This window comes from Pseudomonas sp. DVZ6 (assembly GCF_024259445.1).
GTDB lineage: Bacteria > Pseudomonadota > Gammaproteobacteria > Pseudomonadales > Pseudomonadaceae > Aquipseudomonas > Aquipseudomonas peradeniyensis.
Genome location: NZ_JANCLM010000024.1, coordinates 1 through 24,890, shown reverse-complemented (window position 1 = coordinate 24,890; position 24,890 = coordinate 1). Strand labels below are relative to the sequence as shown.

At 64.5% G+C, this 24,890-nt stretch carries 22 protein-coding genes; 12 read left to right on the top strand and 10 right to left on the bottom strand.

The window, feature by feature from the left end:
- Positions 1 to 47: 47 nt before the first annotated feature.
- On the bottom strand, positions 48 to 1,685 hold the full coding sequence (locus tag NMG10_RS15230; RefSeq protein WP_254464625.1) for a phosphoethanolamine transferase: 1,638 nt from the start codon (positions 1,683 to 1,685) through the stop codon (positions 48 to 50).
- Positions 1,686 to 1,849: 164 nt separating this feature from the next.
- Positions 1,850 to 2,215 (bottom strand): 5-carboxymethyl-2-hydroxymuconate Delta-isomerase, encoded by a 366-nt coding sequence (locus tag NMG10_RS15225; protein ID WP_232857189.1) that lies wholly within the window; start codon positions 2,213 to 2,215, stop codon positions 1,850 to 1,852.
- Between the two features lie 116 nt (positions 2,216 to 2,331).
- Between NMG10_RS15225 and NMG10_RS15220 the strand changes: the two genes are divergently transcribed.
- A complete protein-coding gene (locus NMG10_RS15220; protein WP_081100331.1) occupies positions 2,332 to 2,571 on the top strand; it encodes a YdcH family protein in 240 nt (79 codons plus the stop codon).
- Positions 2,572 to 2,691: 120 nt separating this feature from the next.
- Here the strand turns inward: NMG10_RS15220 and NMG10_RS15215 are convergent, their stop codons facing one another.
- Positions 2,692 to 3,873 (bottom strand): PLP-dependent aspartate aminotransferase family protein, encoded by a 1,182-nt coding sequence (locus NMG10_RS15215; RefSeq protein WP_254464655.1) that lies wholly within the window; start codon positions 3,871 to 3,873, stop codon positions 2,692 to 2,694.
- 152 nt (positions 3,874 to 4,025) lie between these two features.
- Here NMG10_RS15215 and NMG10_RS15210 point away from each other — a divergent pair, with 152 nt between their 5' ends.
- Positions 4,026 to 4,484: an Lrp/AsnC family transcriptional regulator gene (locus tag NMG10_RS15210; RefSeq protein ID WP_050704309.1), complete on the top strand. Its 459-nt coding sequence runs from the start codon at positions 4,026 to 4,028 to the stop codon at positions 4,482 to 4,484.
- A gap of 134 nt (positions 4,485 to 4,618) precedes the next feature.
- Here the strand turns inward: NMG10_RS15210 and NMG10_RS15205 are convergent, their stop codons facing one another.
- On the bottom strand, positions 4,619 to 6,949 hold the full coding sequence (locus tag NMG10_RS15205) for an FdhF/YdeP family oxidoreductase (RefSeq protein ID WP_254464624.1): 2,331 nt from the start codon (positions 6,947 to 6,949) through the stop codon (positions 4,619 to 4,621).
- A gap of 255 nt (positions 6,950 to 7,204) precedes the next feature.
- Here NMG10_RS15205 and moaA point away from each other — a divergent pair, with 255 nt between their 5' ends.
- Positions 7,205 to 8,209: a GTP 3',8-cyclase MoaA gene (gene moaA, locus NMG10_RS15200; RefSeq protein WP_050704307.1), complete on the top strand. Its 1,005-nt coding sequence runs from the start codon at positions 7,205 to 7,207 to the stop codon at positions 8,207 to 8,209.
- A gap of 21 nt (positions 8,210 to 8,230) precedes the next feature.
- Positions 8,231 to 9,130: a bestrophin family protein gene (locus NMG10_RS15195; protein ID WP_274235418.1), complete on the top strand. Its 900-nt coding sequence runs from the start codon at positions 8,231 to 8,233 to the stop codon at positions 9,128 to 9,130.
- Between the two features lie 93 nt (positions 9,131 to 9,223).
- Here NMG10_RS15195 and moaB read toward each other — a convergent pair whose 3' ends face one another.
- The gene (gene moaB, locus NMG10_RS15190) at positions 9,224 to 9,763 is read right to left on the bottom strand and encodes a molybdenum cofactor biosynthesis protein B (protein ID WP_203651311.1); all 540 of its coding nucleotides are present in this window, start codon (positions 9,761 to 9,763) and stop codon (positions 9,224 to 9,226) included.
- Positions 9,764 to 9,964: 201 nt separating this feature from the next.
- Here moaB and NMG10_RS15185 point away from each other — a divergent pair, with 201 nt between their 5' ends.
- Positions 9,965 to 10,852 (top strand): LysR family transcriptional regulator, encoded by an 888-nt coding sequence (locus NMG10_RS15185; RefSeq protein WP_050704304.1) that lies wholly within the window; start codon positions 9,965 to 9,967, stop codon positions 10,850 to 10,852.
- Here the strand turns inward: NMG10_RS15185 and NMG10_RS26025 are convergent, their stop codons facing one another.
- Positions 10,853 to 11,701, bottom strand: coding sequence for a phage tail protein (locus tag NMG10_RS26025; RefSeq protein WP_332880095.1), 849 nt, complete (start codon positions 11,699 to 11,701; stop codon positions 10,853 to 10,855). It lies immediately after the preceding gene.
- Between the two features lie 104 nt (positions 11,702 to 11,805).
- Positions 11,806 to 12,576, bottom strand: a complete 771-nt coding sequence (locus NMG10_RS15175) for an AraC family transcriptional regulator (protein WP_232857185.1) — start codon at positions 12,574 to 12,576, stop codon at positions 11,806 to 11,808.
- A gap of 378 nt (positions 12,577 to 12,954) precedes the next feature.
- On the opposite strand from NMG10_RS15175, the gene NMG10_RS15170 reads away from it, so the two are divergent.
- The 5 genes from NMG10_RS15170 to NMG10_RS15150 all read left to right on the top strand — a co-directional run bounded on the left by NMG10_RS15170 (position 12,955) and on the right by NMG10_RS15150 (position 19,576).
- Positions 12,955 to 14,571 (top strand): APC family permease, encoded by a 1,617-nt coding sequence (locus NMG10_RS15170; RefSeq protein ID WP_254464623.1) that lies wholly within the window; start codon positions 12,955 to 12,957, stop codon positions 14,569 to 14,571.
- Between the two features lie 112 nt (positions 14,572 to 14,683).
- Positions 14,684 to 15,610 (top strand): 4-hydroxyproline epimerase, encoded by a 927-nt coding sequence (locus NMG10_RS15165; RefSeq protein ID WP_254464622.1) that lies wholly within the window; start codon positions 14,684 to 14,686, stop codon positions 15,608 to 15,610.
- Positions 15,611 to 15,650: 40 nt separating this feature from the next.
- The gene (locus tag NMG10_RS15160; RefSeq protein ID WP_254464621.1) at positions 15,651 to 16,598 is read left to right on the top strand and encodes a dihydrodipicolinate synthase family protein; all 948 of its coding nucleotides are present in this window, start codon (positions 15,651 to 15,653) and stop codon (positions 16,596 to 16,598) included.
- Positions 16,599 to 16,756: 158 nt separating this feature from the next.
- A complete protein-coding gene (locus tag NMG10_RS15155; protein ID WP_254464620.1) occupies positions 16,757 to 18,334 on the top strand; it encodes an aldehyde dehydrogenase (NADP(+)) in 1,578 nt (525 codons plus the stop codon).
- A gap of 3 nt (positions 18,335 to 18,337) precedes the next feature.
- The gene (locus NMG10_RS15150) at positions 18,338 to 19,576 is read left to right on the top strand and encodes an FAD-binding oxidoreductase (protein WP_254464619.1); all 1,239 of its coding nucleotides are present in this window, start codon (positions 18,338 to 18,340) and stop codon (positions 19,574 to 19,576) included.
- A 119-nt stretch (positions 19,577 to 19,695) separates the two neighbouring features.
- On the opposite strand, the gene NMG10_RS15145 is transcribed toward NMG10_RS15150, so the two are convergent.
- Positions 19,696 to 20,787: an NADH:flavin oxidoreductase/NADH oxidase gene (locus tag NMG10_RS15145; protein ID WP_254464618.1), complete on the bottom strand. Its 1,092-nt coding sequence runs from the start codon at positions 20,785 to 20,787 to the stop codon at positions 19,696 to 19,698.
- Positions 20,788 to 20,840: 53 nt separating this feature from the next.
- On the opposite strand from NMG10_RS15145, the gene NMG10_RS15140 reads away from it, so the two are divergent.
- Positions 20,841 to 21,176, top strand: coding sequence for a helix-turn-helix transcriptional regulator (locus NMG10_RS15140; protein ID WP_052896291.1), 336 nt, complete (start codon positions 20,841 to 20,843; stop codon positions 21,174 to 21,176).
- 267 nt (positions 21,177 to 21,443) lie between these two features.
- On the opposite strand, the gene mqo is transcribed toward NMG10_RS15140, so the two are convergent.
- Positions 21,444 to 23,081: a malate dehydrogenase (quinone) gene (gene mqo, locus NMG10_RS15135; protein ID WP_198744485.1), complete on the bottom strand. Its 1,638-nt coding sequence runs from the start codon at positions 23,079 to 23,081 to the stop codon at positions 21,444 to 21,446.
- A 327-nt stretch (positions 23,082 to 23,408) separates the two neighbouring features.
- On the bottom strand, positions 23,409 to 23,600 hold the full coding sequence (locus NMG10_RS15130) for a DUF4223 family protein (protein ID WP_023630554.1): 192 nt from the start codon (positions 23,598 to 23,600) through the stop codon (positions 23,409 to 23,411).
- A gap of 668 nt (positions 23,601 to 24,268) precedes the next feature.
- Between NMG10_RS15130 and NMG10_RS15125 the strand changes: the two genes are divergently transcribed.
- Positions 24,269 to 24,505, top strand: a complete 237-nt coding sequence (locus NMG10_RS15125; RefSeq protein WP_254464617.1) for a hypothetical protein — start codon at positions 24,269 to 24,271, stop codon at positions 24,503 to 24,505.
- The last annotated feature ends 385 nt before the right edge of the window (positions 24,506 to 24,890 follow it).

The window sequence follows — 24,890 nt, the reverse complement described above, 5'->3', positions numbered from 1 at the left end:
CTGGGGGTGAAACCTCGCGCCATCCATGGTGCCGGGCGGTCGACCGCTCAGCGTTTGGCCGCCAGCCACGGCCGGCAGCTGGCGAACATGTCCAGCGATCGCTGGTAGACCTCGGTGCGCACCTGCAGCAGGCCGAGCATCGAGTGGAACAGGTTGTCCTGGGACAACGGCGCATCGCGCAGCTTGCCCAGGCATTCGGTGTCCAGGCCGAAGTCCTGGCGGTAGCTGTCGGAGAACCAGGCCAGCAGCGGCACATGCTTCTGCTGGTCCGGCGCGATCATGTAGGGCGTGCCGTGCAGGAACAGGTTGTACTCGCCCAGCGACTCGCCATGGTCTGAAAGATAGATCATCGCGGTGTCGACCTTGTCCTGTCGGCTGCGCAAGGTATCGATCAGGGTGGCCAGCACCTTGTCGGTGTAGGCCAGGGTGTTGTCGTAGCCGTTGACGATCTCCTGCTGGCTGCACTGGTTCAGGGCGTTGCTGCGGCACACCGGGGTGAAGGGTTCGTTGCCCGCGGGGTAGCGCTTGAAGTATTCAGGGCCATGGCTGCCCATCTGGTGCAGCACCAGCACGGTGTCCTGGTCGAGGTTGTCTAGCAACTCGGCCAGGCCCTGCAGCAGGATCTCGTCATGGCATTCGCCACTGGCGCACAGCGCCGGCTCCTTGAGGTTGCTCACATCGATGAACTGCACCCGGTCGCAGGTGCCTTTGCAGCCGGACTGGTTGTCACGCCACTGCACCGCCAGGCCCGCGCGCTGGAGGATGTCGAGCAGGCCCTCGCGGTTCTTGGCCACGCGGGCGTCGTAGTCCTTGCGCGGCATGCCGGAAAACATGCAGGGCACCGACACGGCGGTCTCGGTGCCGCAGGAGTGGACATCGGTGAAGCTCAGTAGGCCCTGCTCCTTGGCCAGTCGTGGCGTGGTGTCGCGGGCATAGCCGAGCAGGCCGAAGTTGTCCGCCCGGGCACTCTCGCCGACCACCAGCACGGTCAGCGACTTGCGCGCATGCTGCTGCCAGGCGCTATCGCGACGGGCATCTTCGCCATAGCGCTGAAATGGCCGGGTGGCGCTGCCCACCTGTTCGCTGACATAACCGATGGAGGCCCCGACAATGTTGCTTGGCGTGAGCATCAGGCGCAGTTCATGGTGATTGCGAAACAACGACGCCAACCCCTGGTAGTTGACCAGCGCCACCGAGCCCAGGGCCGCGACGCAGGCCCCACTCACCACCAGCTTGCCCAGCAGTTCGCGGTGCCAGGGGCGATAGGCGATCCTGGCCTTCCACACCAGCAGCGACGGCAGCACACCGAGCAGCAGGATATACAGGGCAAACTTCAGCGAGAGCAGATCGCGTACTTCTGCCACATTGGTTTCGGCAACATTGCGGAACATGCCGGCATCAATAAGCACACCATATTGATTCATGAAGTAAGCGACACTTGCACCGCTGAGGAACAACACGATCAATACCGGTTTCAGGACATAACGAAACGCCAGCAAGGTCAGTATGAGATTGAAGGCGAACAGCATCAGCACGGCGAACGCCAGGCTCAGCCACAGCCCCACCATGCCCGGCGGCACGATGGATTCCAGGTGTTGCCAAAGCAAGCTATTGAAGCCGATCAACAGGTACAGGCTGGCCAGCAACGTGACCCATTCGGTCCGCAGGGATTTGAGTTTCAGCATGGCGTTCGCAACAAGAGTTCATCAGCGGCCAACACGCCCGGACGGGCAGGTTGGGAAGTTGGCCGAACTCTAGAAAGCCTAGCATCAATTTTTTGTGAAAAAGACGCCAACAATTAGTATGCCGACGTCTTTCATCCATTAAACAACTTTCATTCAGCTGCCATTCAGCCAGGCAGGCGAAGCTTGGCGTACGGCTCGCGATCGATATCCAGGACCTCCACGCACAGCTGGATGTCCAGGCCGGCCTGGCCGGGGATCGCCTCGCGCAGCACCTCGAGCAGGCTGTTGGACAATTGCTGCTTCACTTGCGGCGTGCGCCCGTTGAGGATCGCCAGGCGTACATGGGCGAAGGCCCGCTCGCCCGGCGCGGTACCGACCCGGTATTGGGCGAAGGCCTGGGCACGGCTCTTGATGTCCAGCTCTTCGGCAAACTGGCCGCTGCCGACCAGGGCGTGGTTCAGGCGCAGCAGCAGCACGTCGACATTGAGCTCGCGCAGGTTGTCGCTGTATTCCAGGTTCAGGTGAGGCATGGCGCAGGTTCCGGTTACGCAGGGATGGGCGACAGCCTAACCCAGTCCCGCAATGCGGCAAAGGCGACTATCCTCTTGGTTCAGGTTCGCTTACCAACCCTGAGAGAGGTGGAGAAATGCCAGTTCCGCACAATCTATTTGAAGACCTTGGCGTAAAGGAAGATGACTTCAATGCGCTTGCGAAGGAAAACCACAAACTCGCAGAGCTGAAGAAACGCTACACCGAGAAGGATCATGACATTGAGAACGTTGAGAAAACCGGCCTCACTACGGATGACAACCTCAATCGACTTCGAAAAGAACGCGCTCTGATCAAGGAAGAGATCGAACGGATCGTCCATCCGCCCAAATCCTGACTGAACCAGAACATTTGCCGGCCTCTTCGCGGATAAACCCGCTCCCACGGGCCACCACCCACATTGAAATCAGTACTGTACCTGTGGGAGCGGGTTTACCCGCGAATGGGCCGGCAGCCATCACACGGAAGCTGAAGCCTTCAGCGCCGCGTCCAGGTCCTCGATCAGGTCCCGGTAATCCTCGATCCCGATCGACAACCGCACCAGGTTCTCGCTGATCCCCATCACGCCCTTCTGCTCCGGGCTCAGGGAGTTGTGCGACATGCTCCAGGAGTGGTTGATCATGCTCTCCACCCCACCCAGCGAATCGGCCAGGACAAAGATCGACAGCGCCTCGACCATGCGGTTGACCGCGGCCCGATCCCCCTTGATGCGCAGCGCCACCACCGCACCGCCGGTGCGCATCTGGCGCTTGCTCAACTCATGCTGCGGGTGGCTTTCCAGCCCCGGGTAGTAGACCTGCTCGACCTGCGGATGCTGTTCGAGGAACTGCGCCACGCGCAGGGCGTTGGCGCTCTGGCGCTCCATGCGCACGTCGAGGGTCTTCAGCCCGCGCAGCGCCAGGTAGCAGTCGAACGGCCCCTGGATCGCGCCGACCGCCATGCTGATCTTGCGCAAACGGCCCAGCAGTTCGTGATTGGCCGCCACCACCACGCCACCGGTCAGGTCGGAGTGGCCGCCGATGTACTTGCTCGCCGAATGCATCACCAGGTCCACGCCCAGGGTGATCGGCTGCTGGTTCCAGGGCGAGCAGAAGGTGTTGTCGATGCAGGTCATCACCCCACGGGCGCGGGCCAGGTCGCAGACCGCCTTGATGTCCACCAGGTGCAGCAGCGGGTTGGTCGGCGACTCGATCCAGATCAGTTGGGTGTCCGGACGGATCGCCGCGGCCACGGCCTCGACGTCGTTGAGGTCGACATAGGTGGTGGTCAGGCCCGAGGTGCGTCCGCGGTAGTCTTCCAGCAGGCGGAAGGTGCCGCCGTAGACACCGTTCATCACCACCACATGGGCGTCCTTGGACAGCAGCTCGAGCACCGTGGCGGTGGCGCTGACGCCCGAGGCGCAGGCGACCGCGCCGACGCCCTCCTCCAGTGCGGCCACGCAGGTCTCGTAGGCGTGCCGGGTCGGGTTGCTGACACGGCTGTAGGCGTATTCGGGGTTGTCGTCCAGGCCGCGCTTGATGAACGAGCTGGAAGTGACGATGGCCGGGAAGATGGCGTTGTCGGCGACGCTGGACTGCTCACCGGCGTGGATGGTGCGGGTGGCGAAATTGCGCGGTTTGTCGGACATGGTCGGGTCCATTGACTGAGGATGGAAAACCGCCACTATCTCATATCCGCAAGGCCCGGGCGCCAACAGAACGTTGCTGTCGAAGAACCAGCCAAAAGGGTTTCAACGTTCGCCTCGTACGGCTAACCTTGGAAAACTTTCCCTCAAACCTGCCAGATGACGCCATGGACAGTTTCGACCAGCACATCCTCACCCTGCTCCAACGTGATGCGTCGCTGTCCCTCAAGGACCTGGCCGAGGCGGTCAACCTGTCTACCACGCCGTGCTGGAAGCGGGTCAAGCGCCTGGAAGAGGAAGGCTACATCCGCGGCCGCGTCGCCCTGCTCGACCCCGAGCGCCTGGGCCTGGGCCTGACGGTGTTCGTCCAGCTCAAGACCCAGCGCCACGACAGCGCCTGGCTGGCGCAGTTCGCCGCCACGGTGACGGCATTCGAGGAGGTGATGGAGGTGTACCGCATGTCCGGTGACTGGGACTACATGCTGCGGGTGGTGGTGGGCGACATCGCCGCTTACGACCGCTTCTACAAGAAGCTGATTACCAGCACCGACGGGCTGTCGAACATCACCTCCAGCTTTGCCATGGAGCAGATGAAGTACACCACGGCGTATCCGGTACGTCGCTGAAAGTGCAACAGCGCGCCCCTCTTCTGTAGGAGCGGCCTTGTGCCGCGAAAGGGGCGCGCAGCGCCCCCGGGTTTTCGGCATCATGTGAGATTGTCGGGGCTGCTACGCAGCCCTTTCGCGGCACAAGGCCGCTCCTACACCTCCGTGGTGATCGCCTCGATCCGGTTCCCGGCCCTGGCCTTCTCCAGCTTGATCGCCACGAACTTCGAGGTCGGCGTATAGGTCCCCTCGCCATAACTCTCCAGCGGCACCAGCGGGTTGGTCTCCGGATAGTAGGCCGCCGCCTGGCCTTGCGGCACGTCATAGGCCACCAGGCGGAACCCCGAAACCCGCCGCTCACGGCCATCCTCCCAGAGCGACACCAGGTCCACCTGCTCGCCCGGCTCGAAGCCCAGCCGACGGATATCCGACTCATTGACGAACACCACCTCGCGCAGGCCGAACACCCCACGGTAGCGGTCGTCCAGACCGTACAGCGTGGTGTTGTACTGGTCGTGGGAACGCAGGGTCTGCAGGATCAGGTCGGGCCTGTCGCCACGGGCCAGTACCTGGGTGTTGACCAGTTGCTCCGGCAGCGGGCTGGGGGTGAAGCGCGCCTTGCCGGTGGCGGTGCGGAAGTTGCGGTCGGCGGCGTTGTTGCCCAGGTGGAAGCCACCAGGATGCTGCAGGCGCTCGTTGAATTCGCTGAAGCCCGGGATGACGTCGGCGATCATGCTGCGGATGCGAGCGTAGTCGGCAATCGCGTAGTCCCAGTCGATCGGCTTGCTGCCCAGGGTGGCCTTGGCCATGCCGGCGACGATGGCCGGCTCCGAGCGCAGGAGCGGCGAGCGCGGTTTCAGCTGGCCATGGGAGATGTGCACCATGCTGAAGGTGTCTTCCACAGTGACGCCTTGCGGCCCTTCGGCCTGGATGTCGATCTCGGTGCGGCCCAGGCACGGCAGGATCAACGCATCACGCCCAGTCACCAGGTGCGAGCGGTTGAGCTTGGTGGAAATCTGCACGGTCAGTTCGCAGTTGCGCAAGGCCTCATGGGTGCGCGGCGTATCCGGGGTGGCCTGGGCGAAGTTGCCGCCCAGGGCAATGAACACCTTGGCCCGTCGCTCCTCCATGGCCTGGATCGCCAGCACCGCATTGTGGCCATGCTCGCGAGGTACCTTGAACTGGAAGCGTTTCTCGAGTGCATCGAGCAGCGCCGCCTTGGGCTTCTCGTCGATACCCATGGTGCGGTCGCCCTGCACGTTGCTGTGACCACGCACCGGCGACAGGCCGGCACCTGGCTTGCCGACGTTGCCGCGCAACAGCTGCAGGTTGACGATCTCCTGCACGGTCGGCACCGAATGGCGGTGCTGGGTCACGCCCATGGCCCAGCACATGATCACCCGCTCGGCCTTGCGGTACATGCGCGCGGCCAGCTCGATCTCGGCCTTGCTCAGGCCCGACTGCTCGATGATGTGTTCCCACGGCGTGGTATCAACCAGCGTCAGATAATCCTCGACACCGCTGGTGTGCTCGGCAATGAACGCGTGATCGAACACGGGTGGCTCATCGTTCAACTGCGCCTCGCGCTCCCACAGCAGGAGGAACTTGGCGATCCCGCGCATGGCCGCCATGTCGCCGCCCAGTGCAGGACGGAAGTAGGCGGTGTTGGTCGGTTCGGAGCCGTTGCTGAGCATCTCGAACGGGTGCTGCGGGTGCTGGAAGCGCTCCAGGCCCCGCTCCTTGAGCGGGTTGAAGCAGACCACCTGGGCGCCGCGCTTGACCGCCTCGCGCAGCGGTTCGAGCATGCGCGGGTGGTTGGTGCCAGGGTTCTGGCCGATGACGAAGATCGCATCGGCCAGCTCCAGGTCATGGAACACCACGGTGCCCTTGCCCACGCCGAGGGTTTCGGCCATGCCGACGCCACTGGCCTCGTGGCACATGTTCGAGCAGTCGGGGAAGTTGTTGGTGCCATAGGCGCGCACGAACAACTGGTAGAGGAACGCCGCCTCGTTGCTGGCCCGACCCGAGGTGTAGAACTCGGCCTGGTCCGGCGACTCGAGGCCGTTGAGGTGCCGGGCGATCAGGGCGAACGCCTCGTCCCAGCTGGTTTCGACGTAATGGTCGGTGGCTGCGTCGTAACGCATCGGGTGGGTGATGCGGCCCTGGTATTCGAGCCAGTAGTCGGTCTGCTCGAGCAGGGCGCTGACGCTGTAGCGGGCGAAGAACGCCGGATCCACCGAGCGGCCGGTGGCCTCCCAGTTGACCGCCTTGGCGCCGTTCTCGCAGAACTTGACCATGTCACTTTCCGGCGACTCGCCCCAGGCACAGCCCGGGCAGTCGAAACCGCCGTTCTGGTTGGTCTTGAGCATGGCCCGCAGGTTCTTGAAGGCGTTCTCGCTGCCCAGCCAGCTCTTGGTCACGCTTTTGAGCGCGCCCCAGCCGGCGGCCGGCCCCTTGTAGTCCCTGATGTGTTCGTCCTGGCTCATGCTGCGCTTCTCCGCACGGTGTTTTTTCCAGCCTAAGAAGCCGCTCCCAGTGCGTCCAATCGAAATAAATGACAGCGTGATAAACCGTCTCGATCACCCGGTATAGCCCTTGAGCTCCGTGGCCTGCAGCCGTGATAGACGAGACTGATCGAACGGTCGGGGAAAGCAATTTGACGTCACTGGGCGCAGGTTATAGCTTGAACCTTGTCTGCGGCCTTTCGCCGCCCCCAGCCACTGCACAGGTCGAGCGCGAACGTGGAAAAGAACCCCCAGGCCCTGATCGACGGTTTCAACCGCAAAGTCGATTACCTGCGGATGTCGGTCACCGACCGCTGCGATTTTCGTTGCGTCTATTGCATGGCCGAAGACATGCAGTTCCTGCCGCGCCAGCAGATTCTCAGCCTCGAGGAGCTGTACCTGGTCGCCGAGCGCTTCGTCGCCCTGGGCACCCGCAAGATCCGCCTGACCGGTGGCGAGCCCCTGGTGCGCCAGGGCATCGTCGGGCTGTGCGAGCGCATCGCCGCCCTGCCCGGCCTGCGCGAACTGTGCCTGACCAGCAATGGCTCGCAGCTCGGCCGCCTGGCCCAGCCGCTGTTCGATGCCGGCGTCTCGCGCCTGAACATCAGCCTCGACAGCCTCGACCCCGAGCGCTTTCGCGCCCTGACCCGTACCGGCGACCTCAAGCAGGTGATCGCCGGTATCGACGCCGCGCGCGCCGCGGGCTTTCGCCGCACCAAGCTCAACGCGGTAGTGCTCAAGGGCCGCAACGACCACGAAATCGTCGACCTTGTGCGCTTCGCCATCGACCGCGAGCTGGACATCTCCTTTATCGAAGAAATGCCCCTGGGCGTCATCAGCGAACACGAGCGCGGCGAGTCCTTCTGCTCCAGCGACGACGTGCGCGCCCGCCTGGCCGAGCACTTCACCCTGGTCGAGTCAGCCGAATCCTCCCAGGGCCCGGCGCGCTACTGGCGCCTGGCCGAAGCCCCCGATACCCGGGTCGGCTTCATCTCGCCGCACAGCCACAACTTCTGCGCCACCTGCAACCGCGTGCGCCTGACCGTCGAAGGCCGCCTGCTGCTGTGCCTGGGCAACGAGCACTCGGTGGACCTCAAGCAGGTCCTGCGCCAACACCCCGGCGACAGCGCCCGCCTGGAAAAGACCCTGCGCGACGCCATGCAGCTCAAGCCCTACCGCCACCACTTCGAAGTGGGCGGCGAGGTGCAGATCCTGCGCTTCATGAACATGACCGGCGGCTGATCGGCCGCCTCTGGAACCGTCTTGATCGTCCACTCACGCCCCGACATGCTGCGCGTGCTGTTCACCCTCAAGGGCTCGATTGTCCAGCGTATCGCCTTGCGCTGCCTGGCGGTGACCTTGCTGGCGGCGCTGATCGTGCTGGTCGAGCGGCACTACCCGGCGCTGTTCTACCCGGTCAGCGCCACGCCCTTCACCCTGCTGGGGCTGTCGCTGTCGATCTTCATGAGTTTTCGCAACAACGCCTGCTACGACCGCTGGTGGGAGGGCCGCAAGGCCTGGGGGCGGATGATCATCGAGGTGCGCTCGTTCGTGCGCGAAAGCGTGGCGATCGAGGACCAGCAGCTGCGCGCGCAGATACTGCGCGGCCTGTGTGGGTTCGCCCATGCCCTCAATGCCCGGCTGCGCAACGAAGACGAACTGCCCTTGGCGCGCACCTGGCTGGCCGAGGACGCGCCGATCACCGCGCACAACGTGTGCGACGGTATCCTGCGCGATATCGGTGCCCAGTGCTCACGGTTGGCGAAGGACGGCGCGATCAGCGAGTTCCGCTACACCCTCCTGGAGCAGCGTCTGGCCGGCCTGTCGGATGTGCAGGCCACCTGCGAGCGAATCAAGGGCACGCCGCTGCCGTTCCCCTACACCCTGCTGCTGCACCGCACCATCTACATCTTCTGCCTGCTGCTGCCGTTTGCCCTGGCAGAACCGCTGGGCTGGCTGGCACCGTTGTTCACCACCATTGTCAGTTACACGTTCTTTGGCCTGGATGCGATCGGCAACGAACTGGAAGACCCGTTCGGCCGGGACGAGAACGACCTGCCGACCGATGCGCTGGTGCGCACCGTCGAGCGCGATGTCCTGGCGGCGCTGGGGCATGAGCCGCTGCCACCGGCGTTGGTGCCGGTGGATCATGTACTGAGCTGAAAAACCATCGCGGGGCAAGCCCGCTCCCACGCCAATAAGACACTGATCTGTATTGGCGTGGGAGCGGGCTTGCCCCGCGATAGGTCCTGGAGATTAACTGCGACTTTCGCAGGCCGCGATCGGCTTCAGGTGCGCGACAAAGTTGCACGGCCGGTGCCGCGCATCCAGCTGCTCGGCCAGGATACCTTCCCAGGCCGTGCGGCAGGCACCGGTCGAGCCCGGCAGGCAACACACCAGGGTGCCGTTGGCCATGCCGGCCAGGGCCCGGCTCTGCACGGTCGAGGTGCCGATATCGAGGATCGACAGGGCACGGAACAGCTCGCCGAACCCGTCGATGCGCTTGTCCAGCAGGCAGTCCACCGCCTCCGGCGTGCTGTCGCGCCCGGTGAAGCCGGTACCGCCGGTGATCAGCACCACCTGCACCTGGTCGTCGGCAATCCAGGTGGCGACCTGGGCGCGGATCTTGTACAGGTCGTCCTTGAGCAGCTCCCGCGCCACCAGGCGGTGGCCCACGCCGACGGCGCGGCTGGCCAGCAGCTCGCCGGAAGTGTCGGTGTCGTAGGTGCGGGTGTCGCTGACGGTCAGCACCGCGATGTTCAGCGGTACGAACACCGCGTCCGGTTTCACGCTCATGGCCTTTGCTCCAGGATTGGCTTCGCGGCCACGGTAGAGACAAGCCCCGGCAGCGTCCAATCGATAGGACGTACCGGATGATCGACGATTTCTATCGCCGCTATCGGCCCCGCGACCGGGTCGGTGAAATGTTCATCAAGGATTAGCCAGGTGCTTCACTCTTGGTTAAGGTCTACCCACCCCGCAACCCCAGGCCGCACCATGGACATCAAACAGCTCAAGTTCCTCATCGCCCTCGATCAGACCCGCCACTTCGGCCAGGCCGCGGCGCTGTGCCACATTACCCAGCCGACCCTGTCCATGCGCCTGCGCAACCTCGAGGACGAACTGGACCTGGTGCTGGTCAAGCGCGGCCAGCGCTTCGAAGGTTTCACCGAAGCCGGCGAGCGCATCCTGGCCTGGGCCCGCACCCTGCTCGCCGCCCATGACGGCCTGCAGGCCGAGGCCGCCAGCTGCCGCGGCCAGGTGGTCGGCAGCCTGCGCCTCGGCACCGTGCCGCTGGCCAGCTTCAACCCCATGCAACTGCTGATGCCGCTGCGCGAGAAGTACCCCGAGCTGCACTTCCAGCTGTCGTCGCTGAGCTCCGAGCAGGTGATCGACGGCCTGAGCCGCAACCAGCTCGACCTGGGCATCTGCTACCTCGACCAGGTCAACACCAGCTTCTTCGAAGTGATCGAGCTGAGCACCACCACCATGGGCCTGCTGCACGACACCCGGCACTTCCAGTTCGAGGCCGATAGCCTGCGCTGGGAAGACCTCGGCGAGCTGCCGCTGGGCCTGCTGAGCAAGGGCATGCACTACCGCCAGTCCCTCGACCTGAGCTTGCGCAGCCGGGGCCTGGCGCCCAATGCCGTGCTCGAGAGCGACTCGACCTTCCAGCTGATCCAGGCGATCAACACCGGCGTGTGCTGCGCGGTCATGCCGCTCGATTGCGGCCTGGAAGACCTCAACCAGCACATGCGCATCATCCCGGTACAGGAAGCCAGCATCCACAGCCCGGTCGGCCTGCTGCTGCGCCGCAGCGAGCCGCGCTCGGCCATCGCCGAGCAGTGCTTCGACGAGGCCCGCGCCCTGTTCAGCAGCGAGTGATCAGCACTTGATCAATGCGAGCATGGCCATGTTGCGTGGGCGGGTGATCCCGGAGTAACCACGGTCACCAAACAGACCTGGCAATGCATAGTTGACCCGCGCATCGACCCCACCCAGCGAAATGGTCGAATACTCGTCGGTGGAGTAGGCATCCACGCCCATCGCGACTTGCGAAGCGGGACCTGTGTTCTGCGTGGTAGATGCACTCCAGACACCGTTGGCTATGTTCTGGGTGGTGTCGTAAGGGTAGAGGCTGCCCTTCTGCCAGGAGCCGAACGCCCGGCCTTGGTCTACCCCACGGCCGTCATCGAAGCCACGGATGAACTCACCGCGCAGGTCAGGCAGGCCGAAGGTCGTGACACCATCGCCAGCGCCATAGGTGGTGCCGATGGCGGCGAACAATGCGTCATGCTCGGCGCGAGACACCAATGCCCCATCGGCCTTCAGCCAGCCCACTGGCGCCTCGTTGGCTGCGGAGAACTTGATGTCACCAGGCGCGGCTCCGGAGAAACCGATGATCTGGCCAAGCGTCACGGCATGCTGGCTATGCGTGGCATTGGCCACCTGCTGGGCACCACCCTCGCAGTTCAGCAGGATCCAGCACAGGGCCCCCTGGTTGAGCAGTGGACCGAGGTAGGAAACCAGCGTCACGTTGCCGCCAGCGACAATCTCGTTGCCTTGCAACAGCTGCCCACCGAGGCCGTAGATCGGCGCGGCTGCCAGACCATCGGGAGCATAGGACGCATCCGCTACGTTGGTGCTGGTCGCACGAAAGTACTGAACGACACCATCGGTAGTGGGTAGCGCTGCAAAAGGCAGGGAATTCTTGGCGGTGTAAGCGGTTGTCATCGTGAACATCCTGTATCGATTGAGTTTATGCACGCTACTGAGTAGCGTTGAAACCCAATATATGCATAAAAGCATAATAAATCAATGCATTTATGCATCGATCTTTAATTCGTTGCCATCCGGTACTGCCGCGGCGTGAAACCGGTTAGTTGCCTGAACTGCCGGCTGAAGGCGCTGTGGTCGGTGTAGCCACAGCGCAGGGCCACCTCGATGATCGGCAGGTCGCTGTGCAGCAACTGGTGCGCATGCTCCAGGCGGGCCTTGTGGATCATCTGCCGGGGCGTGAGGTGGAACACCCGCTTGCAGTAGCGTTCCAGCTGCGCCACCGAGATCCCGGCGATGCGGGTCAGCTCGCCCATGCTGATCGGCTGGTGGAAATGCGCGCGGATATGCGCATCCACCGCCGCCAGGCGCTGGTAGGCGGGGTGGGTGTCGGCGGCTGACTGCAGGTCGACGGAAATGCCCACCAAGCCGATGATCGTCCCCGCCGGATCGTACAGCGGACGCTTGTGGGTCAGGCACCAGCCCGGTTCGCGACTGCCGTACAGGTGCAACTCCAGCTGGTCCTCCAGCACCAGGCCCTGCTCCAGCACCCGGCGGTCCTGCTCGGTGTAGCCGGGGCCCAGGCGCGCCGGGAACACCTCGGCGCTGGTCTTGCCCAGCAGCGGTTGCAGGTGCTTCAGGCCGCAGCGCTGGACCAGTGTGCGGTTGGCCAGGACGTAGCGGGCCTGGTCGTCCTTGATGAAGATCGCCGCATTGGCGATCACGTCGAGCATGGGCAGCAGCCAGACCACACCGGTGAGCAGGGCCTCGAGGGATTCGGGGCGGTGCTGGTCGAGGGTCTGGTACAGGGTTGCCAGTGAGTCGTGTGACATTCAATCAGGTCTCCGGTGGCAGGGCCGGCCTCTTCGCGGGACAAGCCCGCTCCTACAGGAATCGCGCCGATCTCGAAGCACGCGCAATACCTGTAGGAGCGGGCTTGTCCCGCGAAGAGGCCGGTATTGCCACTGCATCTCTCCAGCCCTTGCCGGCTATACGATCCAGCCTATCCAGCCACCGCCCAATCTCGCCAGCCTTTTCTTCAACTGTGCCGATTTCGTCACCCACCTTGCAGAAAACCATCAAGAACCGACGCCCCGATCGGTCCACTCTATGCCCCACGCAAGCCGCCCCATGACCTACTAGAACGCGGCGCATGCCGCCGCATCGTGACATCAGACCTGCCTATCCAAAACCTACAAAAAGGCGCAACCATGTCAGGCAAATTCAAGAAACAGCTGTCCCTGCTGGACCTCACCTTCATCGGCCTGGGCGCCATCTTCGGCTCCGGCTGGCTGTTCGCCGCCAGCCATGTCTCGGCCATCGCCGGCCCCGCCGGCATCCTCTCCTGGTTCCTCGGCGGCTTCGCCGTGCTGCTGCTGGGCATCGTCTACTGCGAGCTCGGCGCCGCCCTGCCACGGGCCGGGGGCGTGGTGCGCTACCCGGTGTATTCCCACGGCCCGCTGCTGGGCTACCTGATGGGTTTCATTACCCTGATCGCCTTCTCCAGCCTGATCGCCATCGAGGTGGTCGCCTCGCGCCAGTACGCCGCGGCCTGGTTCCCGTCCTTGACCAAGGCCGGCTCCAGCGACCCGACGGTGCTCGGCTGGCTGGTGCAGTTCGCCCTGCTCGGATTGTTCTTCCTGCTCAACTACCGCAGCGTGAAGACCTTCGCCAAGGCCAACAACCTGGTCAGCGTGTTCAAGTTCATCGTGCCGCTGCTGGTGATCGGCGTGCTGTTCACCTTCTTCAAGCCGGAGAACTTCGAGGTCCAGGGCTTCGCCCCGTTCGGCCTGTCCGGCGTGGAAATGGCGGTGTCGGCCGGCGGCATCATCTTCGCCTACCTGGGGCTCACGCCGATCATCTCGGTGGCCAGCGAGGTGAAGAACCCCCAGCGCACCATCCCTATCGCGTTGATTCTCTCGGTGCTGCTGTCCACCGCGATCTATGCCCTGCTGCAACTGGCGTTCCTCGGCAGCGTGCCGACCGAGATGATTGCCAACGGCTGGGCCGGAGTGACCAAGGAGCTGGCCCTGCCCTACCGTGACATCGCCCTGGCCCTGGGCGTCGGCTGGCTGGCCTACCTGGTGGTGGCTGACGCGGTGATCTCGCCCAGCGGCTGCGGCAACATCTATATGAATGCCACCCCACGGGTAATCTATGGCTGGGCGCAGACCGGCACCTTCTTCAAGTACTTCACCCGCATCGACGAGCAGTCCGGCATCCCGCGCCCGGCGCTGTGGCTGACCTTCGGCCTGGCGGTGTTCTGGACCCTACCGTTCCCGTCCTGGGAAGCGCTGATCAACGTGGTGTCCGCCGCCCTGGTGCTGAGCTACGCGGTGGCCCCGGTGTCGGTCGCCGCCTTGCGCCGCAACGCCCCGGACATGTCCCGGCCGTTCCGGGTCAAGGGCATGGGCGTGCTCGGCCCGCTGTCGTTCATCATCGCCGCGCTGATCGTCTACTGGTCGGGCTGGAACACCGTGTCCTGGCTGCTGGCGCTGCAGATCGTGATGTTCGTGCTGTACCTGCTGTGCCGCCGCTTCGTCCCCACCGAACACCTGTCGCTGGGCCAACAGGTGCGCTCGTCGGCCTGGCTGATCGGCTTCTACGCCGTGACCATTTTCCTGTCCTGGCTGGGCAGCTTCGGCGGCCTGGGTGTGATCGGCCATCCGCTGGACACCGTGATCGTCGCCGCCAGTGCCCTGGGCATCTACTACTGGGGCGCGGCCACCGGCGTGCCGGCCCGGCTGGTGCGGCTCGATGGCGAGGATGAAAGCGAAGCGGGTACCGAAGCCAATCGCGGGCACGAGCCGGCTGCACTGGCCTCCTGAGAACTGACGGGAACTCGTGGGAGCGGGCTTGCCCCGCGATTCAGGGCAAGCGGCCTCATCGCGGCGCAAGCCCGCTCCCACGATTGCCCCACACTTTGGAACGAACTGACCTATGAAAGAGATCCACGTCATCGACTCCCATACCGGCGGCGAACCGACCCGCCTGGTGATGAAAGGCTTTCCGACCCTGCACGGCCGCAGCATGGCCGAACAGCGTGACGAACTGCGCGAGCTGCACGACCACTGGCGCCGCGCCTGCCTGCTGGAGCCTCGCGGCAACGATGTGCTGGTGGGCGCGCTGTACTGCCCGCCAATCTCTGCGGATGCCACCTGCGGGGTGATTTTCTTCAACAACGCCGGCTACCTGAGCATGTGCGGCCACGGCACCATCGGCCTGGTCGCCTCGCTGCACCACCTGGGCCTGATCGAACCGGGGGTGCACAAGATCGACACGCCGGTCGGCCAGGTCAGCGCCACCCTGCATGACGACGGCGCCGTCACCGTCGGCAACGTACCATCCTACCGCTACCGCCGGCAGGTGGCGGTGGACGTGCCGGGCCATGGCCTGGTGCGTGGCGACATCGCCTGGGGCGGCAACTGGTTCTTCCTGGTTTCCGACCACGGCCAGCGCATCGAACTGGACAACCGCGAAGCCCTCACCGACTACACCTGGGCCCTGCTCAAGGCCCTCGAGGCCCAGGGCATCACCGGCGAACACGGTGCCCCGATCGACCATGTCGAGCTGTTCGCCGACGACGCCAACGCCGACAGCCGCAACTTCGTCATGTGCCCCGGCAAGGCCTACGACCGCTCGCCCTGCGGCACCGGCACCAGCGCCAAGCTGGCGTGCCTGGCCGCCGACGGCAAGCTCGCCGAAGGCCAGCCCTGGGTCCAGGCCAGCATCACCGGCAGCCAGTTCCACGGCCGCTACGAGCGCGACGGCGAACGCATTCGCCCGTTCATCACCGGCCGCGCCCACATGACCGCCGACAGCACCCTGCTGATCGACGAGCAGGATCCGTTCGCCTGGGGCATCTGACCCCTTCATTTCCCACTGAATACCGCCAGGAGTGACAACAATGACCGACAACATCTTCACCGGCACCATGCCCGCCCTGATGACCCCCTGCACCGCCGCGCGCAAGCCGGACTTCGACGCCCTGGTGCGCAAGGGCCGCGAACTGATCGACGCCGGCATGAGCGCGGTGGTGTACTGCGGCTCGATGGGCGACTGGCCGCTGCTGACCGAGGCCGAGCGCCAGGAGGGCGTGGCGCGCCTGGTGGCCGCCGGCATCCCGACCATCGTCGGCACCGGCGCGGTGAACACCCGTGAAGCGGTGTCCCACGCCGCCCACGCCGCCAAGGTCGGCGCCGCCGGCCTGATGGTCATCCCCCGGGTGCTGTCTCGCGGCGCCTCGCTGACCGCCCAGCAGCATCACTTTTCGGCGATCCTCGCCGCCGCGCCGAAGCTGCCGGCGGTGATCTACAACAGCCCCTACTACGGTTTCGCCACCCGCGCCGACCTGTTCTTCGCCCTGCGCCGCGAATACCCCAACCTGATCGGTTTCAAGGAATTCGGCGGCGCCGCCGACCTGCGCTACGCCGCCGAGCACATCACCTCCCAGGATGATGACGTGACCCTGATGGTCGGCGTCGACACGCAAGTGGTGCACGGTTTCGTCAACTGCAACGCCACCGGCGCCATCACCGGCATCGGCAACGCGCTGCCCCGTGAAGTGCTGCAACTGGTCAGCCTGAGCAAGCGCGCCGCCAAGGGCGATGCCAAGGCCCGACGCCAGGCCCGGGAGCTGGAATCGGCGCTGGCGGTGCTGTCGTCGTTCGATGAAGGCTGCGACCTGGTGCTGTACTACAAGCACCTGATGGTGCTCAACGGCGACACCGAGTACCGCCTGCACTTCAACGAAACCGACGCCCTCACCGACGCCCAGCGCCACTACGCCGAACAGCAGTACGCGCTGTTCCGCACCTGGTACGCCAGCTGGTCGGCCGAGCAGAACCAGGCTTGATATCGAGGACAGCCCGCCCCCCCCTGTGGGAGCGGGTTCACCCGCGAACACCGGCAAGGCCGGTGCCATGCACCGAGTTGCTTGTTTCGCGGGTAAACCCGCTCCCGCAGGGCTGCGGTACGCCCTTGAGTCTGAATTTAATTCCAAAGGATGTCCTCATGCCCCTCACCGGCAACCTGCTAATCGGCCAACGCTCCGTGGTCGGCACCGAAGCACCGATCCGCGCCATCGATCCGGCCAGCAACCAGGCCCTAGAACCCGCCTACGCCGGCGCCAGCGCCGAGCAGGTAACCCAGGCCTGCACCCTGGCCTGGGCAGCCTTCGATGCCTACCGCGAAACCACCCTCGAACAACGTGCCCACTTTCTCGACACCATCGCCGAGCAGATCGAAGCCCTGGGCGATGCCCTGATCGACCGCGCCAATGCCGAAACCGGCCTGCCCAAGGCTCGACTGCTGGGCGAGCGCGGCCGCACCTGCGCGCAACTGCGCACTTTCGCTTGCGTGGTACGGGCCGGTGAATGGCTGGATGTACGGGTGGACAACGCCCTGCCCGAGCGCCAGCCACTGCCACGCCCCGACCTGCGCCAACGACAGGTTGCCCTGGGCCCGGTGGCGGTGTTCGGCGCCAGCAATTTCCCGCTGGCCTTCTCGGTGGCCGGCGGCGACACCGCCTCGGCACTGGCCGCCGGTTGTCCGGTGGTGGTCAAGGCTCATGGCGCGCACCCCGGCACCAGCGAACTGGTAGGCCAGGCCGTGGCTCGGGCGGTCGCGCAGTGCGAGCTGCCCGAAGGCGTGTTCTCACTGCTGTACGGCGCCGGCCGTGAGGCCGGTATCGGTCTGGTCAGCGACCCGCGCATCAAGGCCGTCGGCTTCACCGGCTCGCGCAGCGGCGGCCTCGCCTTGTGCCAGGCCGCCCAGGCACGTCCGGAGCCAATCCCCGTCTATGCCGAAATGAGCTCGATCAACCCGGTGTTCCTCTTCGAAGCCGCCCTGCAAGCCCGAGCGGAACCTCTGGCGCAAGCCTTCGTCGCTTCACTGACCCAAGGCGCCGGCCAGTTCTGTACCAACCCCGGGCTGCTGATCGCCCGTCAGGGGCCGGCCCTCGAACGCTTCATCAATGCTGCCGCCGAGCATGTCCGGCAAACTGCGGCGCAGACCATGCTCACACCCGGCATTGCCAGCGCCTATGCCAATGGCGTCGCCGCACTGGCTGAGAACCGCAATGCCCGACAGATCGCCAGCGGTCAGCCCCATCAAGGCCCGAACCAATGCCAGGCGCACCTGTTCGTTACCTCGGCCCAGGCGTTTCTCGCCGACCCGGCACTGCAGGCCGAAGTATTCGGCTCCGCCTCGCTGCTGGTCGCTTGCGACAGCGATGAACAGGTCCGCCAAGTCGCCGAACACCTGGAAGGGCAGCTGACCGCCACCCTGCACCTGGACGCCGCCGACCTCGACTGCGCCCGCCAGCTGCTGCCTACCCTCGAACGCAAGACCGGGCGGATTCTGGTCAACGGCTGGCCGACCGGGGTCGAGGTGTGCGACGCGATGGTCCACGGCGGCCCGTTCCCGGCCACCTCCGACACCCGCGGCACCTCGGTGGGCACCGCGGCGATCCTGCGTTTCCTGCGCCCGGTGTGCTACCAGGACTTCCCCGATGCTCTGCTGCCCGATGCGCTGCAACAGGGCAACCCGCTGCACCTGCGCCGCTTGCTCGATGGCCGGCGGGAAGGCTGAACCATGACCGCCACTGACACGGATATCGCCGTGGTCGGCGCCGGCATTGTCGGCGTCGCCTGCGCCCTGCAGCTGGCCCGCCAGGGCCGCCGGGTGCTGCTGATCGATCGCCAGGCGCCAGGCCACGGCGCTTCGTTTGGCAATGCCGGGCACCTGGCTACCGAGCAGGTGTTTCCCATCGCCGACCTGTCGCTTCTCAAGCGCCTGCCGGCCATGCTGCTGGACCCGATGGGCCCGCTGCGCCTGGACTGGAAGTACCTGCCACGGGCCCTGCCCTGGTTCACCCGCCTGCTGCTCAACCTGCGACCGGCGCCATTCCAGCGCAGCGTGGCGGGCCTTCGTGCGCTGAACGAAAGCAGCCTCGGCGCCTGGCAACGGCTGCTCGCATCCATCGAGCGCAGCCACTTGCTCAAGGAGGACGGTTCGCTGCTGGTGTTCGAGCGCCACGAATCGCGCCAGGCGCTCGCGGCGTTGCGCGCCCGCATGCAGGCACAAGGCGTGCCCGTGGACCTGTGGTCGGCTGAGGCGGTGAGCGAAGCGGCCCCGCAGTTGAGTCCGTCGATCCTCGGCGGCCTGTACTTCCCGCGCACCGGTCACTTCCTCGACCCCTACCAGGTGGTCTGCGAACTGTTCAGCGCCGCCAGGGCCAGCGGCGTGCGCTTCCTGCGCGCCGAGGTCGATGGCGGCCAGGTGCATGGCCAGGGCATCAGCCTCGCCAGCGACCAGGGCACCCTCGAGGCCCGCCAGGTGTTGATCAGTGCCGGGGCACATTCGGCCAGGCTCACGGCCGCCCTGGCCGGTCGGCAGGTACCGTTGGATACCGAGCGTGGCTACCACCTGATGCTGCCGGCGGAGCATCAACGCCTGCCGTTCGCCGTCACCTCGCTGGAGCGCAAGTTCATCATGACGCCCATGGCCGACGGCCTGCGCCTGGCCGGCACGGTGGAATTCGCCGGGCTCGAGGCGCCGCCGAGCATGCAGCGGGCGTGGCAACTGCATCGGTTGAGCAAGGGCTTGTTCCGGCGTGAGCTGGATGCCGAGGGGGCGACGCCGTGGATGGGGTTCCGACCTTCGTTGCCGGATTCGCTGCCGGTGATCGACCGGGTGGCCGATGGCAAGGTGCTGCTGGCTTTCGGGCACCAGCACCTGGGGTTGACCCAGGCGGCGGTGACGGCGGAATGGGTGGGGCGGTTGGCTGGGGGGGCCGAGGTGGAACAGGCATACCGGTTGGATCGGTTCTGAGATTGCCGGGGGGCGCTTTGCGCCCCTTTCGCGGCACAAGGCCGCTCCTACAGGGGGATGCGTTCCGTGTAGGAGCGGCCTTGTGCCGCGAAAGGGCCGCAGAGCGGCCCCATGCGATATCAGCGATAACGCTCCAACCAATGCGCATAAGGCGCCGGCAGCGTCCACGCCGCCTTGTCCACGCCCAGGGCCTTGGCTGCAGCATACGGCCAGTGCGGGTCGGCCAGGTGCGCACGCCCCACCGACACCAGGTCGAGCTGGTTGGCCTGCAACGCGCCCTCGGCCAGCTCCGGCGTGCCAAAGCCCCAGGCCGAGGTCACCGGCAGCTTCGCCTCGCGGCGCACCCGCTCGGCGATCGGCCCCAGGAATGCCGGGCCCCATGGGATGTTGGTCTGGGGAATGGTGAAGCCGACACTGACGCTCAGCAGATCGAGGCCGCCGGCCTTGAAGCGACGGGCCAGTTCAACGGACTCCTGCAGGGTCTGCTCGTCACGGCCATCGTATTCCACCACGCCAAAGCGAGCGGTCAGCGGCAGGTTCTCCGGCCACACTTCACGTACCGCAGCGAGGGTTTCCAGCAGGAAACGCGTACGGTTGTCGAAGCTGCCCCCATAGGCGTCGGTACGCTGGTTGGAGTGCTCGGAGAAGAAACTCTGGCCCAGGTAGCCATGGGCGAAGTGCAGTTCGATCCACTCGAAGCCAGCATCGCGGGCACGGCGCGCGGCATCGACGAAGTCCTGCTTGACCCGGGCGATATCGTCCAGGGTCATGGCCTTGGGCACTTTCGGCAGGTGGCCGCCAAAGGCGATGGCGGACGGGGCGATGGTGTCCCAGCCACGGGCATCGTCGGCGGCGATATGGTCGTCACCTTCCCAGGGGCGATTGGCACTGGCCTTGCGGCCGGCGTGGGCAATCTGGATGCCTGGCACGGAACCGGCAGCCTTGATCGCCTTGACCACCGGCACGAAGGCCTGGGCCTGGGCGTCGTTCCAGATGCCGGCGCAGCCGGGGGTGATGCGCCCTTCCGGGGACACCGCGGTGGCCTCGACCACCACCAGGCCGGCGCCACCACGGGCCAAGCTCGCGTAATGCACCTGGTGCCAGTCATTGGTCAGGCCATTCTCGGCCATGTACTGGCACATCGGCGGAATGGCAATGCGGTTGCGCAGGGTGACATCTTTGAGGGTATAGGGTTCGAACAAGGCGGCCATGAGGTAACTCCAGGGACGGGGGTTGGATACGATTGTTCGATCATATTCGAACTATGGCAATTTGTGAAACCCCCGTTATCATGTCGTCCATGCGAGCCTATACCCACCCCAACCCCGAAGACCTGACGCTGGAGCGCCTGCTCTACGCCCTGAGCGACCCTGTGCGCATGGAAATCGTCCGTCGCCTGGCCGGTGTCGCCGAAGCCAGCTGCGGCGAGCTGGACGGCGGCCGGCCCAAGTCGAGCATGTCCCATCACTTTCGCGTATTGCGCGATTCCGGGCTGGTGCACACCCGCAATGTCGGCACCACGCATATGAACTCGCTGCGCAGCGAAGAACTCGAAAGCCGCTTTCCGGGGTTGCTGGGCAGTATTCTCGAGCAGCGTTGAGGTGCACCCGGCCACGCCAACCTCAAGCCTTGCGCAATCCCTGTAGGAGCGGCCTTGTGCCGCGAAAGGGCCGCATTGCGGCCCCGGCGATCGTTGCTCAACGCCGAAATGCTGGGGCCGCTTCGCAGCCCTTTCGCGGCACAAGGCCGCTCCTACAGGGGTAGGCGTCAATCCCTTGCCCGATTCTCAGGCATAAAAAAACCACGAGGCCGCCGGTGGCGACGCTCGTGGTGGGTGTTGCCGGGCAAGTCCGGCAACCGTCTGGCCTTACAGCGCCATGTCGTTCGCAGGCTTGCTCTCGACCGGTGCGGCTGGCGCCACGCTGGTCTTGACGCTCTGGTCGATCACCGGCGGCTTCTCCAGCTGCAGGACTTCGGCGGTGTAGTCCCACTCTTTCTGGGTGGCGGCGGCCGAATCGTTCAGCTTGGTACCGTAGCTCGGGACGATCTCCTTGATCTTGGCCTGCCACTCAGGGGTAGCGACCTTCTCCTTGAACACGGTTTCCAGCACGTTGAGCATGATCGGCGCGGCGGTCGAGGCACCTGGCGAGGCGCCCAGCAGGCCGGCGATGGTGCGGTCTTCAGAAGCCACGACCTCGGTGCCCAGCTTCAGCACGCCGCCCTTGTCGGCATCACGCTTGATGATCTGCACGCGCTGACCGGCCTGCCACAGTTTCCAGTCTTCCTTCTTGGCGTTCGGGAAGTAGGTCTGCAGGGCGGCGAAACGGTCGTCGTCGGACTGCATCAGCTGGCCGGCGAGGTACTCGACCAGCGGGTACTGATCGATGCCGACACGGGCCATCGGCCAGACGTTGTGGGTGGTGGTGCTGCTCAGCAGGTCCAGGTACGAGCCGTTCTTCAGGAACTTGGTCGAGAAGGTGGCGAATGGCCCGAACAGGATCACGCGCTTGCCGTCCAGCACGCGGGTGTCCAGGTGCGGAACCGACATGGGTGGCGCGCCGGTCGAGGCGATGCCGTAGGCCTTGGCCATGTGCTGCATGGCAACGGTCGGGTTCTCGGTCACCAGGAACGAGCCGCCCACCGGGAAGCCTGCGTATTCCTTGGCTTCCGGGATGCCCGACTTCTGCAGCAGCTTCAGCGCGCCGCCGCCGGCACCGATGAACAGGAACTTGGCGTCGGTGGCGTGCTCGGTGCCATCCTTCAGGTTCTTGTACTCGACGTGCCAGGAGCCGTCTTCGTTGCGGGTGATGTCCTGCACTTCGCTGGACAGCTTCAGGTCGAAGTTCTCTTTGGTCTTCAGGTGACCGACGAACTGACGGGTGATCTCACCGAAGTTGACGTCGGTGCCGATCGGGCTCCAGGTCACGGCCAGCTTCTGGCTTGGATCGCGGCCTTCCATCATCAGCGGGACCCACTTGGCGATCTGCGCGTGGTCTTCCGAGTACTGCATCGAACGGAACAGCGGGCTGGCCTGCAGGGCGTCGTAGCGCTGCTTCAGGAACTTGATGTTGTCATCGCCCCAGACGAAGCTCATGTGCGGGGTGGTGTTGATGAACGAGTGCGGGTTCTTCAGCACGCCCTGGCGTACCTGCCAGGACCAGAACTGGCGGGAGATCTGGAACGACTCGTTGATCTCGATGGCCTTGGTGATGTTGACCTTGCCATCTTTGTCCATCGGGGTGTAGTTCAGCTCGGCCAGCGCGGAGTGGCCGGTACCGGCGTTGTTCCAGCCGTTGGAGCTTTCTTCGGCGACGCCGTCCATGCGCTCGACCATTTCCATCGACCAGCTCGGTTCCAGCTCGTTGAGCCAGACCGCCAGGGTGGAACTCATGATGCCGCCGCCAACCAGCAGCACGTCGACTTTCTTGGTGTCTTCGGCGTGCGCTTGCATGAAGCTCGCCGCGACTGCCAGACCCAGCAAGGTCTTGCCAGCTTTCTTGAACATTGATCGATTCCAGTCAGTAGAACGGAGGGTGGGCCTGTGGCTGGCCCAGGTATTCCATGTTCTTCAGCGCAGGCTTGTTGTGATCATTGTTCAGCAGCCAGAGAGACATTGGACGCGCCAGCCTTTGGTCGGATTGACCGACAAGGCTGAAACGATTTACGGATTGTAACCGAATTGCCAGCACAAACAAACGCGCGCCAGGGCGTCAAGACGACAGGTTGCCACGCGACAAGCCACCACGCCCCGGAAAACAAAAACCCCCGGCCACATCCATGGCCGGGGGTCTTGGATCAGGCCGTGAACGACCCGATCAGGGTATTTCCAAGATTACTGCTGCTGAGGCAGTTTATCGATCGGGCCGCAGCCGCCGATGATCTTGGAGATGGAAACCGATGGGTGGAACAGGTAGTCGTACGAGCAGTTCTTAGGCTGGTTGTAGACCTGGCCGGTGCAGCCGGACAGCAGGGCAACGCCCGAAACGACAGCAACAGCGACAGTAGCTTTGATCAGCTTTTTCATAAAAATCCTTTAGTCCATGATCCACCATCAAACTGATGGCGCGCGGATCATACGGGAAAAGGGGGTGTGAGCGAAAGGCGTTAGTACAGTTGCACTAGTTGACGAGGGTCAACTAACAAGTTGTCGACACGGCAACTAAGCGTATTTATCTACTTGCTAAAACGTTACAGGTTGGCGTGGTTCGCACAGATCGCCCCTTCCTACAGGCTAACGCGCCCCCTGTAGGAGCGGCCTTGCGCCGCGAAAGGGTCGCAAAGCGACCCCGGCGATCTTGAACTGGAGCGCTCATACCCAAGAATCGCAAAAACCTTGAAAGACATTGCTCCAAAAGGTGCACAGACCAACTTGCTGGCAATTTCTTTCAGCTTCCTACAGATTTTCATCAGACTTTCCTGATTCCCTGTAGTCCATTTCCCAAGCACACTTTTTCCCCATTCAAGCCATTGCAGCTGCTCTGTTCGCGGCCTAGTCTCGACCCGTCGTTGCCAACTCAACGACCGGCTTTGACAGGCCGAAGCTCAGAACGCAATGGCTGCTTCATGGCAGTTGTGCGTGGGGCACATTCGTGTGCGCCGGGAACCTGAGCCTCGGTCTGTCAACCTACGTACAGCTGCCTCCATTGGTTTGACAGCTTGTGGTGGACGCCCCAAATTGCTCAGGTTACTACCATGATAAAAATTGTCCCCGACCCTCCGCTACAAGCATCCGACTCGCCTCATACCCTCGAGGATCTGCTCGTCCAAATCGCCGAGTACCTCGTCTGCGCCCTCACCGCCGCCCAGCACGCCGCAATGATCCACAGCAAGCCGCCGGGCCACGTCATGGCCCTGACCGCCGTGCACGAAATCGACAGCGCACGCAGCTTGGTCGAAATGGCCCTGAGCCGTGTACAGGCAAGGCATTGATCGCGCCCTGACAACAAGGAGAACAGGCATGGCCAAAGCACTGTCGCAAGATGTCTCTCATGCGGTAACGAATAGCCCTGCTGTTTGATGCAAAAAGCCCCGTGGCGCGAACTAAGGGGCTTTTGCCAGGATGCCTGCATTTTCAAGGTGTTTGGGAGCGAGAGCGATTGACCGAGTGAGGGCCACCAGGTATCCGCCGCGCCCCTTGCAGCGCCTACCAGATCGAGCGCCGCCCGCGCGGCGCATCGCGACGCAAGGCCGCTCCTACATCTGTTTCGGGCCAGTCAACCCTGTGCCATTAACTGGTCCGCCTTGTTGGTCCGACGGGGTTTCAGTGTGGGCACCACTACCGTTCCACCTGTCTCAAACCATGCACCAAGGCGGA